The 18,755-nt window shown below is 41.6% G+C and carries 17 protein-coding genes; 12 read left to right on the top strand and 5 right to left on the bottom strand.

The genetic code is table 11. The features are described from left to right. The first annotated feature begins 4 nt into the window (after window positions 1–4). Entirely contained in the window at window positions 5–994 is a 990-nt protein-coding gene (gene trpS / locus MKX30_RS09585; protein ID WP_023990202.1) for a tryptophan--tRNA ligase, read from the top strand. Window positions 995–1,036: 42 nt separating this feature from the next. Here the strand turns inward: trpS and MKX30_RS09580 are convergent, their stop codons facing one another. After that, window positions 1,037–1,204 carry a hypothetical protein gene (locus MKX30_RS09580; RefSeq protein WP_007431986.1) on the bottom strand — a complete coding sequence of 56 codons (168 nt, stop codon included), beginning with the start codon at window positions 1,202–1,204 and terminating at the stop codon, window positions 1,037–1,039. Between the two features lie 121 nt (window positions 1,205–1,325). Here MKX30_RS09580 and MKX30_RS09575 point away from each other — a divergent pair, with 121 nt between their 5' ends. Further along, window positions 1,326–1,547, top strand: a complete 222-nt coding sequence (locus MKX30_RS09575; protein WP_013311857.1) for an alpha/beta-type small acid-soluble spore protein — start codon at window positions 1,326–1,328, stop codon at window positions 1,545–1,547. Window positions 1,548–1,798: 251 nt separating this feature from the next. Here MKX30_RS09575 and MKX30_RS09570 read toward each other — a convergent pair whose 3' ends face one another. Then, complete coding sequence (locus MKX30_RS09570; RefSeq protein ID WP_023990200.1) at window positions 1,799–2,782, bottom strand: metal-dependent hydrolase; 984 nt, start codon at window positions 2,780–2,782, stop codon at window positions 1,799–1,801. A gap of 203 nt (window positions 2,783–2,985) precedes the next feature. Between MKX30_RS09570 and cyoE the strand changes: the two genes are divergently transcribed. Next, window positions 2,986–3,930, top strand: a complete 945-nt coding sequence (gene cyoE / locus MKX30_RS09565) for a heme o synthase (protein ID WP_023990199.1) — start codon at window positions 2,986–2,988, stop codon at window positions 3,928–3,930. 90 nt (window positions 3,931–4,020) lie between these two features. Here cyoE and MKX30_RS09560 read toward each other — a convergent pair whose 3' ends face one another. Both MKX30_RS09560 and MKX30_RS09555 read right to left on the bottom strand, forming a co-directional pair. Further along, window positions 4,021–4,365: a toprim domain-containing protein gene (locus MKX30_RS09560; RefSeq protein ID WP_023990198.1), complete on the bottom strand. Its 345-nt coding sequence runs from the start codon at window positions 4,363–4,365 to the stop codon at window positions 4,021–4,023. 406 nt (window positions 4,366–4,771) lie between these two features. Continuing rightward, window positions 4,772–5,944 carry an MFS transporter gene (locus MKX30_RS09555; protein WP_023990196.1) on the bottom strand — a complete coding sequence of 391 codons (1,173 nt, stop codon included), beginning with the start codon at window positions 5,942–5,944 and terminating at the stop codon, window positions 4,772–4,774. Window positions 5,945–6,167: 223 nt separating this feature from the next. Between MKX30_RS09555 and MKX30_RS09550 the strand changes: the two genes are divergently transcribed. The 7 genes from MKX30_RS09550 (at window position 6,168) to MKX30_RS09520 (ending at window position 12,952) form a co-directional block, all read left to right on the top strand. After that, window positions 6,168–6,650: a hypothetical protein gene (locus MKX30_RS09550; protein ID WP_068941904.1), complete on the top strand. Its 483-nt coding sequence runs from the start codon at window positions 6,168–6,170 to the stop codon at window positions 6,648–6,650. A 16-nt stretch (window positions 6,651–6,666) separates the two neighbouring features. After that, window positions 6,667–7,818, top strand: coding sequence for a transglutaminase domain-containing protein (locus MKX30_RS09545; protein WP_076159652.1), 1,152 nt, complete (start codon window positions 6,667–6,669; stop codon window positions 7,816–7,818). Between the two features lie 20 nt (window positions 7,819–7,838). Continuing rightward, window positions 7,839–9,911 (top strand): peptidoglycan D,D-transpeptidase FtsI family protein, encoded by a 2,073-nt coding sequence (locus MKX30_RS09540; RefSeq protein ID WP_341062760.1) that lies wholly within the window; start codon window positions 7,839–7,841, stop codon window positions 9,909–9,911. 509 nt (window positions 9,912–10,420) lie between these two features. Then, complete coding sequence (locus MKX30_RS09535) at window positions 10,421–10,900, top strand: hypothetical protein (RefSeq protein ID WP_341062759.1); 480 nt, start codon at window positions 10,421–10,423, stop codon at window positions 10,898–10,900. Window positions 10,901–11,351: 451 nt separating this feature from the next. After that, the gene (locus MKX30_RS09530; RefSeq protein WP_340959595.1) at window positions 11,352–11,900 is read left to right on the top strand and encodes a hypothetical protein; all 549 of its coding nucleotides are present in this window, start codon (window positions 11,352–11,354) and stop codon (window positions 11,898–11,900) included. A gap of 487 nt (window positions 11,901–12,387) precedes the next feature. After that, window positions 12,388–12,762, top strand: coding sequence for a hypothetical protein (locus tag MKX30_RS09525; protein ID WP_341062757.1), 375 nt, complete (start codon window positions 12,388–12,390; stop codon window positions 12,760–12,762). 22 nt (window positions 12,763–12,784) lie between these two features. Further along, on the top strand, window positions 12,785–12,952 hold the full coding sequence (locus MKX30_RS09520; RefSeq protein ID WP_322156976.1) for a hypothetical protein: 168 nt from the start codon (window positions 12,785–12,787) through the stop codon (window positions 12,950–12,952). Window positions 12,953–12,963: 11 nt separating this feature from the next. On the opposite strand, the gene MKX30_RS09515 is transcribed toward MKX30_RS09520, so the two are convergent. Continuing rightward, window positions 12,964–13,275: a hypothetical protein gene (locus MKX30_RS09515; protein ID WP_340959594.1), complete on the bottom strand. Its 312-nt coding sequence runs from the start codon at window positions 13,273–13,275 to the stop codon at window positions 12,964–12,966. Between the two features lie 844 nt (window positions 13,276–14,119). On the opposite strand from MKX30_RS09515, the gene MKX30_RS09510 reads away from it, so the two are divergent. Next, window positions 14,120–16,414 (top strand): glycoside hydrolase domain-containing protein, encoded by a 2,295-nt coding sequence (locus MKX30_RS09510; RefSeq protein ID WP_340959592.1) that lies wholly within the window; start codon window positions 14,120–14,122, stop codon window positions 16,412–16,414. A gap of 202 nt (window positions 16,415–16,616) precedes the next feature. Next, window positions 16,617–18,695 (top strand): peptidoglycan D,D-transpeptidase FtsI family protein, encoded by a 2,079-nt coding sequence (locus MKX30_RS09505; RefSeq protein ID WP_341062756.1) that lies wholly within the window; start codon window positions 16,617–16,619, stop codon window positions 18,693–18,695. Window positions 18,696–18,755: the final 60 nt, after the last annotated feature.

Genomic DNA, 18,755 nt, shown 5'->3' with positions numbered 1-18,755 from the left:
GAATATGAAAACTGTACTTTCAGGTATTCAGCCTAGCGGACAACTTACTTTGGGCAATTACATTGGTGCAATGAAAAACTTTGTCAAATTGCAAGAGGATCATCAATGCTACTTTATGGTCGTAGACCTTCATGCAATTACCGTACCGCAGGAACCGGCCCAATTACGTGAGCAGTCGGAGGCGGTAGCGGCATTATTTATCGCAGCAGGTATTAACCCGGAGAAATCCAATGTCTTTTTACAATCCCATGTTCCTCAGCACGCTGAGCTAGGGTGGTTGATGACAACACTGACGAATATGGGCGAATTGGAACGTATGACTCAGTTTAAAGACAAAGCGGCAGGCAAGGACTCCGTAGGAGCAGGGCTGTTCGTATATCCATCGTTGATGGCAGCTGACATTTTGCTCTACAACGCGGATCTCGTTCCGGTAGGCGACGATCAGAAACAGCATCTGGAGCTGACACGCGATTTGGCGGGTCGCTTTAATCACCGTTACGGAGATTATTTTACTGTTCCCGAACCGTATATCCCTGAAGTAGGGGCGAGAATTATGTCCCTGGATGATGTATCTAAAAAAATGAGTAAGAGCAATCCGAATGCAGGCAGCTTTATTGCCCTGCTGGACGAACCGAAAGTCATACGCAAGAAAATTAGCCGCGCTACGACCGATTCTGGTAGTGAGGTTAGATATGATCCGGCCAATAAACCAGAAATTAGTAATCTGATGGGCATCTACAGTCAGTGTTCCGGTTTGTCGCTCCAAGAAGTGCAGGATCGCTATGAAGGTCAAATGTACGGAACATTTAAAAAAGAACTGGCAGAGACCGTTGTAGCTATGCTTGAACCGATTCAGCAGCGCTATCGTGACATCCGGGAATCCGGTGAAATTGGACGTATTTTAGCCCAATCCGCAGAGCGCGCACAAGAAGCGGCTGAAGTCACGTTGTCTGCGGTCAAAGAGCGCATGGGCTTTCTGCCACGTCTACGCTAAAGCATATTGAGGCGAACGGATTAGGCCTTTTATAAGATTGGATTAGGAGCGGCGTTGTCGAGCTTTGACCACGAAACCCCAGCCGATATTGCCGACAGATAATAGCCCCAGTAGAATGGCAAGCCATGCGGAATAACTGATGGATATAGCGGCTGCGGTCAGCAGGACAATGGATGAAACGGCGAACCATAGGGATAAACCTTTGCTCATTGGTAAAAACCTCCAGTGTTCGAATGTTGAATTTCAGGAATAAGTAGTTGTAAGCGAGCCATAATAATCTTGCAAGCTTGCAATGAACCTCACTCACAAAGAACTGAAAGGAGATTCAAATATGAGCAGACGTCGTTCAAACAACCTGCAAGTACCGCAGGCCAACGCCGCTTTACAACAATTAAAATATGAGGCAGCTCAAGAACTTGGCATCACCATCCCTCAGGACGGTTACTTCGGTAATGTTGTTTCCCGCGAAACAGGTTCGCTTGGGGGATATATCACGAAAAAGCTGGTCCAACAAGCAGAACAATCCTTGTCGGGCAGCAGCCGTTTGCAGTAATACACATAAACACTCCATCTTGGAAGCTGTATTATGAGCAACTGTGATGAAGAAAATCCGGAGCGATCATGCTCCGGATTTTTTTACGCATGGCTTATGACCATTGTGAATCACGCAAGTCCGCTTCGTCAAGAGGGCGCTTTCATGAGATCTGATTTTTTGCGGGAATGACCAAAAAAAGCAAGCTCCCAGATTAAGGGGAACTTGCTGTCTGTTGTTCATACGGCTTGTTGTTAGCTTGTAAGCAGGTTTTAATTCGTATGCAGGGAAAGGCGTTTTTGCATCTTTTCGTCACTGAGCCATCCAATATAGCTGTTGATCAGTCCGAACTGCTTATCCATCGCGACCACAGCCACGAATGGATATTGTCTCCGGTGTCGATACCTTACGTCTCCCCATCGCACAATGTAGCCCCATTCCAGTTCCTCCACCTCGGCAACGGCAAAGGAGGAAAAATAGCGAAATGCCTGCACATCGCGATAGGATTTGGAGGCTTCTACGGCAGGATGTGTGGATGGAATTGCATGTTTCGTCCAAAATAAGTGTTTGCCATTTAATCCGCCAATGTCATAACTTCCATTCTGATGAGCTTTTACCACATGCCACCGATTCCATGATACGGTGGGAATGATATAATAGATGTCGCCCTCCTGACGCTCATTGTCCATATTACGTACCGCTTTTCTGGTTATAAAATGACTCCAGGTTCGCCAAATGTAATATAGGCCAATAATAACGTACAGCGTAATAAATAAGGGAGCGGGTGGAGTCAATCCGGTGATCCACAGCATAATCGCAGCAACATGGGTGCCAAAAATAAAGGGATCGAAAATATGGATGATATTCCAAGATATCCACTTGTTTGTAAACGGCCGGAATGCCTGTGTTCCGTACGTATTAAATAAATCTGTGAATACATGCAGGCAGACGGCAATCGTTACCCATAATGCTACATGACCTGGGGGCACATCTCTGAAGATCAGGCAAATCAGTCCTGTTATGGACAAGATCCATATCAACCAGAAGGGAATTGAATGCGACAGTCCACGGTGATTGCGAATGTAGGCTGCATTGTTTTTCAACCGAAGCAAAGTGTCAAAATCCGGAGCTTGTGACCCTACGACTGTAGCGAGCAGTATGACTGCGGCCAACTTTGGATCTCCGGCGACGACAGGATCAGTGTAGGCCAGCCCGGCCAATCCGATTCCCATGACAAAGTGTGTGGCTGTATCCATATCTGTCGCTCCTTTTGTATTGTTTCCTGTACTTATTACTACCCAAATTTACTGTAAACGATCAGCAGGGGCGATTTGCCATCGGAATTGTGAACGTTTTGTGCGTTTTCTGTCAAACTTTTTGGGGTAGGTATATGATAAAATTTATATCGGAGTTCAACTTACTCCCGAATTCATACATCTCTAAGGGGGAGTTACTCACAATGGATAATATAAGTTATAAGACTTCTTCGGATGCGGCTACCTATTCTGTAAAATCTAAACCACCCGGTAAAGCGGGCACTTGGAAAGATTTTATTACAGTTACCAAGCCAGGCATCCTTCGTACCAATCTGGTTGCAGCCTTTGGTGGTTTTTGGTTAGCATCGCAATGGGATGTTGACTATATAAAGCTAATTCTTACACTTTTAGGTACAATGCTGGTTATGGCGTCTTCTTGTGTTTTTAACAACTATTTTGACCGTGAGCTGGATTTGAAAATGGAGCGTACACGTAATCGCTCACTGCCAACAGGGCGTCTGACCCCTACAACGGTGTTGTCATACGCTATTATTTTGGGCGTTGTCGGGTTAGCTGTTCTATTCTCCTTCTCTGGTGTAACGGCAGGATTACTGGGATTACTTGGTATGTTCGTCTACGTCGGTATTTATACACTTTGGTTAAAACGTTCATCTACATGGAGTACATCCATCGGCGGTATTTCTGGTGCAATGCCTCCGGTGATTGGTTATGTGGCCGCTTCGGGTCGTATTGATATGGGCGCGTGGCTCTTATTCGCTCTCCTGTTCTTATGGCAGCCTCCTCACTTTTGGGCACTTGCTATTCGCAGAGTTGAGGAATATCGCGCAGCAGGATTTCCGTTGTTGCCAGTCGTAAAAGGTATCCATCGGACGAAGATTCAGATGATTCCTTATATTGTATTGCTGATTCCGGTACCCATCCTTATGTATGCTTATGGATATGCCGGTATGATTTTTATGATCGTGTCCGTGTTACTGTCCGTGCTGTGGGCATTCTATGCCTTTAAAGGTTTTACGATTAAGGAAGAAGAAACGGATTCCTGGGCAAAAAAAGTATTTTTCTTTTCCATTAACCATCTGACACTCAGCTTCTTGCTGATGATCGTCGATACGGTTCATAAGTTCTAATGTCATTTTAGAGGCATTTTATAGTGCACCATATAGCTGTCCAACAGGCATGCAAGCGGCCTGAGGACAGCTTTTTTGTTATTTTCAAGACTAAAGAACAGGTGGCGGGTATATAATGTATTCTTCCAACCCTGCTTTTTCCAATTGAGCGATCACATATTCGTCTGGAGTGCCTTCTACGCCAGCATAGCCTTTGCGTGTATACATATGAAATGCATCCGGAAAAGAGTCTGCAAGCACTCCCCTTATTTTTTTCCCTGAGCTGTCATTGTCCATAAATAAGTATATTTCGTCGTGCTTGGCCCGCTTGTGGAGGGATTCCAGTTTTATAGAGTTTAGTGTGCCGAAGGTGCATAAAATGTGGACCTCCGGGTCAAGTAATCGGCGAAGTTTGCTGCGGTCATTTTTCCCTTCGACGATCACGGTTATCGCCATGTAAGCTCACCCCTTGTCTGATACATATGCTCGAAATTCCCCGGGAAATGAAGAATATGTGTATAGTGTAGCTCCAAATAGGGTTCTCATGCAAAAAATAACAAAACAGCCTGCCAGAAGTGGCAGGCATGGGCACAAGGGGCAACAAGTTAGGGCAATTCAGACATTAAATCCAGCAAGTACGGAGAATGATGACGAGCAAAATATAAAGAACAAGAATGGTGCCAGTTGAAGTTCCAATAGGGCAAGGATGACAGTGGCTCACAGGCTGCACCTCCCTTTGTTAGTGAATGTTCAGTCAAAATAGTCTATGTGGATAGGGGGATGGTGTACTGTGCATTTGCCCTCTTGAACGGCATTTTGGGCTTTAAAGGTAGCATATTAGCAAACCACTGCCTCAGACTAGCTAGGAATGATAAGGTCCTGAGGCAGACAGTGGCGGCGTCGGAGATAAGCGCTTAACGGGAACGAATAGCAGGCCAGCCATCAGAATCAGAAATGCGATAAAAAAAGGAGAAATGTGATCGGGTAGCTGACCTGCCAGTACAGGTCCGGCAAAGGAGCCGATAGATGTTGCAATAGACTGTAGTGCAAAGGTTTTGCCCAGTCGCGCACCTCCAATTCGTATGAAAAGAGAGGCCAGCGCTGGAAAAATGATGCCTTTGGCTGTTCCCAAAATAAAAAGTATGATGCCAATCGCCGCTTCGGGCGTGGTGGCGAGTGCGTAGAAACTTAGAGACATCAAAATAATGCCACAAAGTAGCCGCGCCATGGGTGAATATTTGTTCAGAAACAGCAAGCTGAGCGTACAAAGTGCTCCCAAACTGATGATGGAAAAGAGCAATCCGGTGGACATCATGGACGCAGAACCGTTATTTCGTAATGGGATTTCGTAAAATAAAATGCCTTGTGCACACGCCAAAACAAAAGGAAGGAGCAGGTAGCGCCAATTGAATGGTAAACGCGTCTTCTGTACCCCGGATAGTGGAGCAGGTGTCGCATGACCATCTGATAATTGGGCCTGTGGAGCGGGTGCTGTTTTGGGCAAGGTGAAATAAGCCATGAGTCCCGTGACTACGAGAATGATGCCAAGGGAACTAAACGTCTCACTAAAGCCGAAACTGGCTACGATAAATGCGCCGGCAGCTGGAGACAGGACAGAGGCCAATGTGTGAACGACACCATGTCCCGACATATATTTGCCCTGCGTAACTGGATGATCGGATAGCTGTGCCAACATGGCCAGACAGGCTGGAGATAAAAAGGCCAACACAAAACCGCTAATCGCCCGAAGAAAAAGTAATTCCCACGGTGTGTGGATGTACGATTGAATGATAAGAATGATGCCTGCGGCTGTTAGGCTGAACATAATATATCGGCGGCTGCCGTGTTTGTCGACCTTGGGGCCGGCCATCAAATTACCAGGCAGATGAGTTAGAGAGTAAATCCCCATCATCCAGCCAATAAAAGTAGGTGCTGCACCCAGGGAGATAGCGAATGGTGTCAAAATAGGATATTGTGCATGCAGATCGAAAAAGGCAATGAATAAAAAAAGATACAGCCAGAGGGCTGTTTTCATGGGATGACCCCCTTCCCTAATGTAAACTTTCATGTTGCACTACGTATCGGCCCTTCCTAAGTTGTACGCTGGAGTGGACGAACATAGACCACTTTGTATGGACAAGAATTGAATAACAAGGTGTGTAAAAGAGCTAAGCTGACAGGGCATCACGTAATCATGTATAATTACAGAGACAATTTTGTGATTTGAATGATGTAGTTGAAAACGGGAGTGTAGCGAAATGGATAAGGGCGTCTGGACAGAGTTTTTGGAACATAATTGGCATATTGTTCAGGATAACTGGCTGTATATATTAATTGGGCTTGTCCTATTGTTAGTCATATTGAAGGTTGTAAGAACTCTCATAAAATGGCTGATTGTCATTGTCGTAATTGCAGGCTTGCTTATCTACAGTGGCATTTCCTTTGAACAGGTCGGCAAGGTCGTTACTCAGGCAAAGGATGATGCGATTAACAAGGTTCAGAGCGAGGCTTTGAACATGATGATCAAAGAGGGACGGGATGCCCAATACACATCCAACGCGGATGGTACGTTTTCGGTAACCAGCTCCAACCTGGAAGTGAAAGGTCCATTTGATGGTGACAAGGTCAAGGTATGGTTTCAGGGGATGTCGCTGGGCGAGTGGAGTATGGGCGATACCGTCAAGAAATATATCGAAGGTGCGAAAGGCTCGGCTGTAACACAGTCGCCACAGTCGCCGTAGAGACAGGAGGAACACAATGAAACCATCCTGGCTGGAGCCTATTCTTCATTGGAATGGCGTGACGGTGTTTTTGATTGTCATTGTACTGTTGTCGTTGATTCAGGGCTGGAGACGAGGAGCTTCCAGATCTGTAGGGGCGCTGTTCAGTCTTATTGTGGATGGCATACTGACTGTGGCGGGTATTTTGTGCTCGCTCGGATTAGCCATGTGGCTTTCACCGAAGGTACAACAATGGCTGGCGGCTTACATGGAACATTTGCCTCAGCGAGAACTAAGCGGGATTGAGCAATTTTATTATACGTTGGTGGCGGGCTTAGAGGGGTTTCCGCTACTGCGGTTCGCCGTATTGTTTATGCTCAGTTATGCGATCGCCCAATTTGTACTACGTGCAATTTATGTGTTGATGGTAGGGGGCAAGTCAGATTCTTCTTTCCATGAGCATGAAAAAAAATCAGGCTTTTTCAGCAGGATGGCAGGGGCTGGAATAGGTACTCTTATTGGTGGAGCACGCGCTATCATGGTTATAGCCCTGCTATTCATCGGCGTAAGTCTGTATCCAGACAGCGGGTTTAGCAGCTACGTCCAAGCTTCACCGATTTATAAGCAGGGAGCGCAATCGGTCATTGAGCCGTTATCCGGTACACTGATTAAGGATAAATTGCCCGTATTTACGCAGGCCGTTACCAAGGAATTAAATGGTATCCTGCAGCGAAAATACGAAATGATTGACCGGGAAATTCCGAACGATATCGGTCAGGCTGCGGCCAAGATTACACAGGGGATGAGCGGTGATGAGCAAAAGGCCAGAGCGTTGTATGAATGGGTAGGTACCCGTATTAGCTATGATTTCGGTAAGGTAGAAGCCTATGAGCAGCGTGGTGACTGGCATGAACAGACCCCCAGAGATACGTTTGATACACGTAAAGGAGTCTGCATTGATTATGCCCGCCTGTATGCGATGATGGCTCGGTCGCAGGGACTACAGGTCAAGGTGGTGACAGGGCTTGGATATAACGGACAGGGAGGATATGGTTCCCATGCATGGAATGAAGTGTATTTGAGCGCGCAGGATCAGTGGGTACCGTTAGACCCGACCTGGGCGCAAAGTGGGGACTGGTTTAATCCGCCTGGTTTTGCCCAAACACATATCAAGGATAAAGTGATTTAATAAGGAGTGGAAAAGGGCACATGAGAAAGATAGACAACGAGCAGGGAAAAGACAACGAGACATCCGACCGAAAAAGATTTAGCTTCCGGATCAATCTGTTCTTTTTCAGCTCGTTCATTATATTTACAGTCATTATTGTAAGATTGGCGATACTTCAATTTGTAGATGGACCTCAGCTTAAGCAGCAGGAGGCCAGTAATGTTACCAAAAATGTACCACTTACGCCGATTCGCGGAACGATTTACGATTCCACCGGGCAGAACAGACTGGCGTATTCGACACCTGTACAATCGCTGTATATCACGCTCTCCAAGAACTACAGCGACCTTTTGGAGAAATCGCGTAAGCCTGATAAAAAATTGTTGCCTGAGTTGGAAAAGATGACACAAAAGCTGGAAAATCGGTTTGCTCAATATGGTAGTAAAGATGAGCCGAAAATGACAGCAGAACAGATTATGGACGCTATGGACCGAAACTATCAAAGGCTTAGCGGCTTTACGCCCCGCCTGATTAAAACGAATCTCAGTAAAGAAGAAGTCGCCTATTTTATGCAGCATAAGAGCGAGTTTCCCGGAATAGATGTGGTCGAGGAAACCGTACGCCATTATGATCCTGATACAGTAGCTGTTCAAACGGTCGGTTATATTAAAAGCTACAAAAGTGCGCGTGAAACGTTGACTAAATATAAGGATATTCAAAAATCCATGTCAGCTGAAAATGATCCGGGCCTCATCTATATGGATAACGAATCAGTTGGCTTTGATGGACTGGAATTTCAATATCAGGAACAGTTACGAGGGAAAAATGGCTATAAAACGGTTCCGATTGATCCACGCAATATGCCGGAAGGTGTAGATTCTGTTACTCCTCCGCAAAAAGGAAATAATGTCTATTCTACGATTAACAAAGAAATTCAGGTTAAGACTGAAGATGCTATTATGGATCAATTGAGATGGCTCCATTCACACGCTGTATCTGGCAAGACCCATCCTTATGCTAAAACAGGCTTTGCTGTGGCTATGGAAGTGGATACAGGAAATGTGGTGGCGATGGCTAGTATGCCGGATTATGATGCTAATTACTGGCAGACCGGAAATATATCTAGCGATAATTATAAGAAAATACAAAATGTATACTTGAATGGTACTATTCGCTCCTTTGGATCGGGCCAATCAGGTCAACATCCAGAGTCGGTTGTCCTACTTGGCTCCACCATTAAGCCGCTTTCTGTGTTAATAGGACTGGAGGAAAATCTATTCAGTACCTCATCGTATTACCAGGATACAGGAGCGGCTTACTTTGGGCGTAATAATTCGTCACGAGTTCGGAATTCCTCGGGTCATGTGTACGGCGGGTTGGACCCAGCTTCTGCCATTCGGCATTCCTCCAATGCATTTATGGTCGATATGGTGGGCAAAAGATTGTACAACAAATACATTAATAATGCCAAGGAAGATCAAGGTGTGAATGTATGGGACCGCTACATGAAGGAATTTGGACTAGGTGTTTCTACGGGTGTAGATTTACCAAGTGAATGGTCTGGACGCAGAGAGTATGCTCATAATTCGAAAGAGTCCTCATTATCTAAACTTGCATATGCTTCTTTTGGTCAGCAGGGTAAATATACAACGCTTCAGCTTGCACAATATACAGCAGTATTGGCTAGCAAGGGGAAACGGATGGAGCCGCATTTGGTCAGTCAAATTAAAGACACTAACGGCAATATAGTACAAACGATCAAGCCGAAGGTGTTGAATGAAGTGAAATTCCCGGATGCTTACTGGAATGAAGTTATACGCGGGATGGCAACAGATGTTAGCGCATTTAAAGGTTTCCCTTACGACTTTGCTCGCAAAACGGGGACATCGCAGCAAAGTGTAGGAAGAGAATTGAAAGATAATGGAGTATTTATCGCCTTTGCACCACGTCAGAATCCCAAACTTGCAGTAGCGGTTGTTATTCCTGAAGGGGGCTTTGGAGCCTGGAGTGCTGGGCCTGTGGCACGCAAAATCTTTGATGCTTACGATGAAGTGTACGGTCTGGACGGTGTTCCAAAGAAAAAAATAGATTCAACCGATAATGATGGAAAGTAATACTGTAGAAGTGAATTAAGTAATTCGTGGCTGTGCGTATAGATTGAATGAAAGTCATCGTATCTAAGTATCCCAATGAGCATTAGTTCAACAGTCGTTAGGGTTTGTCTGATGAAAAGTGGAAGGAAAATCTGGAGAAAAACAATAAGCGTGAGATTTGATCAATAAAGCAGATAGCTTAGTTCTTTCATTAATGGCGGCCCATCATTTGTTTCAAAATGATGGGCCCCTGGATATTTTAAAGAAAGCTATATACTATATCACATGTGCTATTCCTGACAAGTAGACTTATAGAGCTGAAAATATATATAGTAATATTTTCTTGAAATTTTTAAGTCGAATCTTAAGATTCGTTACTTCTGATCTGGAAGGAAAATTTATATTTAGTGATTAATGGGGAAAAATATTGAAATGATAATATTAACAAAAAATGATATATATACATAAATCCTTTTTGTGGCATTGAGTTATAAAATCAGGTTGTAGTTAATAAACAAGGAGGTTTTTATATGCTAAATAAAAAAATGAAAGTCTCAGGAGTGTCGTGTCTCTTATTTTTAACAATAACATCTTCAGCTTATGCCGATGTTTCCGCAACATCTTCAGCTCATGCGGATGCCTCTGTAACATCTTCAGCTCATGCGGATGCTTCTGTAACATCTTCAACTTATGGGGATGCCTTTGCCCATGAAAATAGTTTAATCAGTACATCGGGAACTTCAAAATCATATAATTGGGGAGACAGTAGTGCTGCAATTTATTGTAATGGTAGAATAACTGTGCATACTTTTCCAAGTGGACATTATTCTGATGTACTTACTGTAGCACTTTACCAACCAGGAGATCCTAGGTCCTGGGATAGTTATACCTTACAAGACGGTGGTAAATATAATAATAATGTTTCTTTTAAAGGGCTTTATGGATATTTTTATGTAAGAGTTGTCCCGAATGATGATTCTGCAAAAGGAACCTTCTATGTTGAATACTAACAAGTTTTGAAATATTGGAATTAGAAGATGGTGACACTTTTTTGCAGATTATCAAGTTAAGTGCAAGAGAGCTTCTGTAGATGATTTATGAGCCGTTTTTCATTACTAAACAATTTCGTGGATGGTTTTGATCAGAAGTTCCTAATTCCACTTTTGATTTTGGCACCCCCCTTACCATTAGGTAAAATTGCGTAAGGGATCATTTGAATTCTCATTGTCGCCTTTCTGCCAAAAGAAGAGTAAGGTGGATATTAAAAATAAAAAAATTAATTAAGCGGCGATCTTTTCCCGGAATTCAATTGGGGAGAGGTCGCCGAGTTTGTTGTGAAAACTCTCTGTAAAACGAAATATAGTCTTCAATCTTAATAAAACAAAAGTTTGTTGTAACAATTTAAATATTATTATCTCTACATAAAAATTAAATTTAGCTATAAGTGATGGAGCTGACTTTATGACTGCCAAGTATAAAAAGATAATATACTATCTGGTTTTTATCGTGTTATTTGTGAACTTGTTCTTATTATTTCTGTATTCCATTAATTATGATGTGTTACTTTTCAAAAAAGGTAGTTATCTAATACCTATCTTCATTAATATCATTGCTTTAATTTTACTTTCTACTATAAGTAGCGGAAAATCCCTGGTAACTTTAGTAATAATAATAGGATTACTTTTGTTGTTACTACTTAAGTCTATATTTACCCAATTATTTCATCCTTACAGCTATGAACAAGTAACATCCCCTATAAATAACAAGGTTATTCTTACTGAATATCGAAAATCCCTTCTTGATGGAAAGGTTTCGTTTTACAGGATCTATCAAGTAAAATTTGTTGTATTTACAAAACAACTTACTAAAAAAGAGATAGTTATTGATTATCCATATACCCTTGATCCTTCTCAAAAAGAAGTATTTGATTACGGAGCACCAGAATGGAGGGGAGAAAATACAGTAATATTCCATACAATAGAGGGGCCAAGAAGATTTATCATGGATTAGTCGGAGAAAGTAGTTACGTGATGCTAAAACTAAGAAAGTTGGATGGAGAATCGAGAAAAATATTGTAAAAAAACTAGGGTAAAGGAGTTTAACATAAGTAGTGTAGAATCCAAGAGAAGGGAAGTCACTCAACATTAAAAATAACCTCTCCAGTCAGAAACGTTCAAAATTTTTCTCCCCGTTAACCGTGAGGGATATAAAAAAAATTTAGAATCATAGAATGTGAAAGATATAAAGATCAGTGGCAGACTGACGTCTTCTTTCGTTGGATTAAGCAATATTTGATTATTCCAACGCTGTTTGGTACAACCGAAAATACAGAATACGGGTAACTCTTTCGGACTTTTATCGTCTTCTTCTTAAACCCTTACTTCTTTTTACTTAATCAAGAAGTGTGTTAATAAATTATATAAAATATTGCGTAACCTAACGAAACAAATTATAGTATAAGAACAAAACTCTAATCTTTAGAAAAAGGAGTGTAATTGTGAAATATAATATTAATCTATTTGGAAATAACTTTGATTGCGAACTGCATGTACAAGATAATGACTTGTCCATTACATTGGATGAGGACAATCAAAAGGCAATCAAATCGTATTTATCCAGGGTGCTTCAGAAATACACGGAAGTCAATATATCAGAGAAAAATTCATTAGAATTAATGGTCACTAAAGCTATCCAAGTTGAAAAAAATTTAGGTAGTCGAATGTCCGAGCCAAAGCTTAAATTGCCATATGAATTTGCACCCGAAACGAAAGAAAAACTTATTGAATGTGCGAATATACAGGAAACTTCAGCGACCCAGTTGTTAATTCGCTTAATTGACCAGAAGTATCATGAAGTGATGAATAACAACTAAGGGAAATAAGGAGAAAAGTAACATGGCTTATGGGAATAAAGTGAAATTCCATTATGATGTACCTGCTTATATTAAGAAGGAGTTAGCGGAGGCGGCAAAAAAGCTGGGGCTTACCGCTACCGAGTTGCTTATTAGAATTATAGAAGAGGAATATCAAAGAGTGAAAGGGACAGGGCAGGACTCTAAATGAGTCCTGCTTCTCTATGCTTTAAATAGTCTAGTAAAACAGTTATGTAGGTGAAGGCTCTCGGTGATAGAAAAAGAATGATAGCGATATTGGTCGTTATTTCTCTCGACTTGGTCCATATAAAAAAGGTGCATATCCCAATAATCTTCTTTTGCATTAGATATTATTAGAAGTAAGCTGAAAAGCTCCGGCTCATCTAAAATTTCTAATACAATTTTGGAATCTGATTGCTCAGTACTAATAATTTCACGGACATGTGCCAAAAGTGGAGTAGCCATCAAATTTTGAAGTATAAGAAAGCTTTCTTTGAGCGTAATATATTCCATTTCTAATTTCAAACCCCCAATCATTACCTTTTATTTGATGTATTCCATTGCATAGATTTATACAACATGCTAAAAAATCCTATTTATTTAATTATATACGAACATGTGTTTGACATCAAGAAAAGTGGTGTGTAATTTTTTAGCAAGTTTTATTACAGTAGCTGCATGTAAAGGGATATATGGGTCAATTCAATCAATAGTAAGTGAATGAATTTAGTATTATCTCTTAATTATTTTCTCTGTTTTCTGGGAAAGTGTAATAATAGCAATTTTGTAGGGCTTCTAAAATCATGTTGGTGCACTTGTGCCTTCCTAAGCTATATTCTTGAGTAATATTATTGAAGGCTAAGTAACTAGCTTTATCTTATGTTGTTGTGTTTCCGTAATGTATAAAAAAATAATTTGTAAAGTGGAATATATTATATCGCGTAACGATACGCTATATAATATAATATTGATGAATAGATTATTTGTTTTCAATAATTAGATGCCAGATACATCTAGTTATAGGATATCTGAGCGAATAATCTATAACTAAAATGAAAGTATCTAAAAGGAGGTTAACAAGAAATTATTCTGATGGATATTTCTTTTAGATATTAGCTGCGAATCAACTTTTATTTTCGACTATGACTGTTATACAAAAATTATGCCAACCTTAAAATTTAGAATGTAAGTCGTTGTGTTAGGGTAAATTCCTATGATCTTTAGTTTCGATAGACAGGTTATTATAACCTACTAGAAGCAGGAGGTAGTCATTAAGATTAAATCCTATTTATAGACAGTCTATTAGAAGATGAATTGCTGTGTTTACATTAGTAAAATAAATGGGAGGTTTTTATACATGGATGAAATGGTGAGGAAAGTTCAAAATTTTGTTAATGTAACATACTCTACAAAGCCAGGATACAAAATGGTTACTGCGGACGGAAACACAGGATGGGGGACTATTAAGGCTCTCATTCAAGGTTTACAATTTGAACTTGGAGTATCCCCTGCAGATGGTGATTTTGGTCCTGCGACATTGGCTGCTTGCCCAACTCTATCTTCTAGTTCTCCAGTTGGCAATTTAGTACTTATTCTTCAAGGAGCATTATATTGCAAAGGATACAGTACAAATGGTATGGACGGGCAATACGGTAATGGTACTCGCTTGGCAGTCTCCAGGCTTCAGGCTGATGCAGGGCTACCGAATCCAGATGGCATTGCTACACCTATAATCATGAAAGCCTTATTAAATATGGATGCATTCGTAAATGTAGGGGATTCCAATATTCGCGCAATGCAGCAAGTTCTAAATAGTAAATACTATAAATATATAACTCCAAAGCTTGGATTGATTCCTTGTGATGGTTTGTATTCAAGTAAAACTAATCGCGCTTTAATTTATGGACTGCAAGTAGAACAGGGGAACACCAATCCAGACGGTGTATTTGGGACCACAACATTGTCTCTTTGCCCCACGCTTAATGTAGGGAATACCAAATCGAATTTCATCTCTCTTTTGAAATATGCACTGTATGTGAATGATTTTAAAAGTATAGCTCTGAATGGTGTATATGATACTCAAACGAAAAGTGTTGTTGCTGAGTTCCAACGCTTCTGTGCGTTATCATCTGACGGTATTGCAGGCAAACAAACTTGGGCCTCTCTCCTTGTTAGTACAGGTGACCGGAATAGAAAAGGAACAGCGTGTGACTGTGTAACTGAGATTACACCTGCAAGGGCGAAGGCGCTCAAAACTAATGGGTATACGACTGTTGGCAGATACATTGTTGGGGGAGATTGGAAGAGGCTTAAGCAGGAGGAGCTTAATGTTATTTTATCTTCTGGGTTGAGGGTATTCCCAATTTATCAAACATCAGGTAACGGGGTAGACTACTTCAAACCAGGGCAGGGCATGAAGGATGCCATTGAGGCACATCATGCTGCTAATAAATTTGGATTTAAAGACGATACTATAATTTATTTTTCTGTGGACTTTGATGCAGTTGACTATCAAGTAACGAGCAATATTCTACCACATTTTAAAGCCATACATGACAAATTAACTTCACTTGGCTCTAAATATAAAGTAGGGATTTATGGGCCGCGTAATGTTTGTAGTCGTGTTGCTGCAGCTGGATATTCAGTAAGTAGTTTTATATGTGATATGTCCACAGGTTTTAGTGGTAATTTAGGTTATCCTCTGCCGAAAGACTGGGCCTTTGACCAAATTTCTACTGTTTATGTTGGAAATGAATCAGAAAATAGAATTGAGATAGATAATAATATTGCTTCGGGAAGAGATCAAGGTGTTAGTTCCATTAATACCGGGATTAATAATACGTTAGTAACTCAAAATAATTTGTTTTTTAAACAGATGGATGAGATTTATAAATATGCTCTTGAATATACTTCAAATGATATCTATCAAGCTAACCAAAGAGTTCTTGAGTACTATAGAAGCCGTATATACGATGGCATTCTCTGGGATATAACTGCAAATCCAGTTGATGAAAAATTTGTGAAACTTATAAATGAGAAAATACCTGATTTTAGAATGGAAGTACTTTACGATCTCGGAACAGAGAATATGATGGATGTTCCCCATATGCTTGCTACAGTTAACTCATATACTACTTTAGCAGATAATTCGGTTATCGCAGAGTTAGGAGGATGGGCTGGGGATCTTCTTACTGCAGCTGGTGACGTGAGTGGCTCAGTAAAACGGAATGTGTACCCTACTGCCTATTCTGCTTCTCTTGAAATTATAGGTACTGCGAAAAACAAGTCAACGTTTGACCTAATGGATTTAGTTGCTGATGTAGATGCAGTTTATCTCGTTTCAAAATTAATTAAGGGTTCCTCCTACTCTAAATTAAATGAAGAGATGCGTAATCGATACTCAACAGCAGTACAATTAAAAGATAAAATCTCTTTCTTTGTAAAAAGTAAATTCGGGACATTAGAAAATGCTCAGACCCAAGCAGAGAACATTCTAATTAGTGAGTTCCCTTTGACTTTTAGTGCAACTAGAAAGTTATTTAAAATTAAGTTTATGAATATATACAAGGAACCAATTAGTTATACTGATGAAGAAGGTAAAGAAATTGCACGTGGATTTAAGGATGCTCTAGCATCTATGATGAATGCTTAACTATCTTTATTCAACCATAATATTGTAATACGTATAATTTCATGAAAGCTTTCCTTAGCCTTTGGGCTGAGGAAAGCTTTTTTAATACTTTTTCTACGTTTTCTTACAAAATTGTCATCTTAGAATTCATCGTTTATTGCCTTGGATATGGTAGGATCAGGAATGTGAAACCCTAACTTGGAAGGAGTAATGACCAGCTAATATGGACAGAGGAAGTTTGGATAAAAAGTTTTCATTTAAAAAGAAAAATGTTGAAGAGAATGAAGAGTTACGAAAAAAACGGACGGTTTTACGAACCAACCTACTGTTTTTTAGTGCTTTTGTGCTGTTTGCCCTGATCATTACCAGACTAGCTGTATTGCAGTTTGTACAATCGGAGGAGCTGAAGGGCCAGCAGCAATCCGTAAATACGAAAAATGTCCCGTTAGCCCCGAGTCGCGGCACGATTTATGACTCCACAGGTACGGTTAAGCTGGCGTATTCGACTTCAGTACAGTCCTTGTATGTAACTTTATCTAAGGATTATAGCAAACGTACGGAGAAAGATCGCAAGCCGGGGGAAAAGCTGCTCCCTGAGCTCAATGCTTTTGCTGCCAAGCTTGCTGCCAAATTAAACGAACTGGGTCGTAACGAAGGAGAGCAGCTTAATGCAGAGGAAATAAAAAAGCGACTGGACCCGGACTATAATCAATATAGGGGATTTACCCCACGTTTGGTCAAATCCGACCTGAGTCGGGAGGAAATCGCTTATTTTCTGGAACATCGGACAGAGTTCCCTGGTGTAGAGGTTGTAGAAGAAAGTATACGCCATTATGACCCGGATCGGGTGGCGGTACAAACGATTGGATATATGTACAAGTTCAAAGGAGCTCGAACGAACCGGCCCAAATATAAAGAGCTCTATGAAGCTAATTCGGAGGTTCTAAGACCGACACAGGTGTATTCGGAAAGTGAAACGGTCGGATATGATGGCTTGGAGCTTCAGTACCAGGATGAGCTGAGAGGAAAAAACGGATATAAAACGGTAGAAGTCAATCCGCGCAGCATGCCGGAGGGCATTGAATCCATTACTCCTCCTGAAAAAGGACATCATTTATATTCCACCATTAACAAGGAAATTCAGCAGAAAACCGAACAGGCCATTATGGATCAGCTTCGCTGGCTTCATACTCATGCCGTATCGGGGAAGCTTCATCAAGACGCTACCACTGGCTTCGCTGTAGCGATGGAGGTAGAGACCGGAAATATCGTGGCAATGGCCAGTATGCCGGATTATGACTCTAATGTATGGAAAAGTGGAAGTACCTCGCCTTCGGTATATGACGAAATTCAGCATAAAATGGGAAATGGAACCATTAAATCCGTGCCTAGCGGAAAAGCGGGTCCACATCCAGAATCCTCGGTGCTTCTGGGTTCAACCATTAAACCGCTATCCGTGCTGATCGGGTTGAAGGAAAACCTGCTTTCTCCCAGACAAACTTATCTGGATACGGGAAGTGCGTACTACGGCAAAAATCGCTCCAGCCGGGTTGGGAATTCTAGCGGACATGTGTATGGTTCTTTGACACCTAGCAGGGCAATTGAGGTCTCGTCGAATACGTTTATGGTGGATATGATCGGCAAGCCGCTGTATGCCAAATACGGAAGTAATGCAGGGGTGCATCAGGGAATTGACGTATGGGACAAGTATATGAAGGAATTTGGATTAGGCGTTCCGACAGAAGTAGATCTGCCGGGCGAGTGGGCAGGCAGACTTGAGTATACGAGCAAGCATGAAAGTGCGCTGACACGTTTGGTACAGGCATCCTTTGGTCAGCAGGGAAAGTATACAGCCATGCAGCTAGCTCAGTATACAACTGTACTGGCAACAAAGGGCAAGCGTATGCAGCCTCATTTGGTCAGCAAAATTGTAGATGATCAGGGGAATCTTGTACGTGAATTTAAGCCGAAGGTGCTGAATGAGGTCGCTTTTTCAGATACGTACTGGAATACAGTGATTCGAGGTATGGCCACGGATGTTAAAGCCTTTAATGGATTTCCTTATGATTATGCCCGCAAAACGGGGACTTCCCAGCAGCTGGTGGGACGTACGGTTAAAGATAACGGGGTGTTCATCGCTTTTGCTCCGCGTCAAAATCCGAAGCTGGCAGTAGCGGTCATCATTCCTGAAGGGGGCTTTGGTGCGACGAGCGCAGGACCGGTTGCGCGTAAAATATTTGATGCGTATGACGAAGTATATGGGCTAGATGGTACTCCTAAAAAGCCTCTGGCAGCAAAGTGAGGACTTGAATACTTTTGTGGGCTTCTCTTTTTCATGGTAAAATGTCGTTGGACATAAGGG

Origin of the sequence: Paenibacillus sp. FSL P2-0173 (assembly GCF_038008045.1) — a bacterium.
GTDB classification, from domain to species: Bacteria; Bacillota; Bacilli; order Paenibacillales; family Paenibacillaceae; genus Paenibacillus; species Paenibacillus polymyxa_B.
This window is presented reverse-complemented; position numbering and strand designations above follow the sequence as displayed.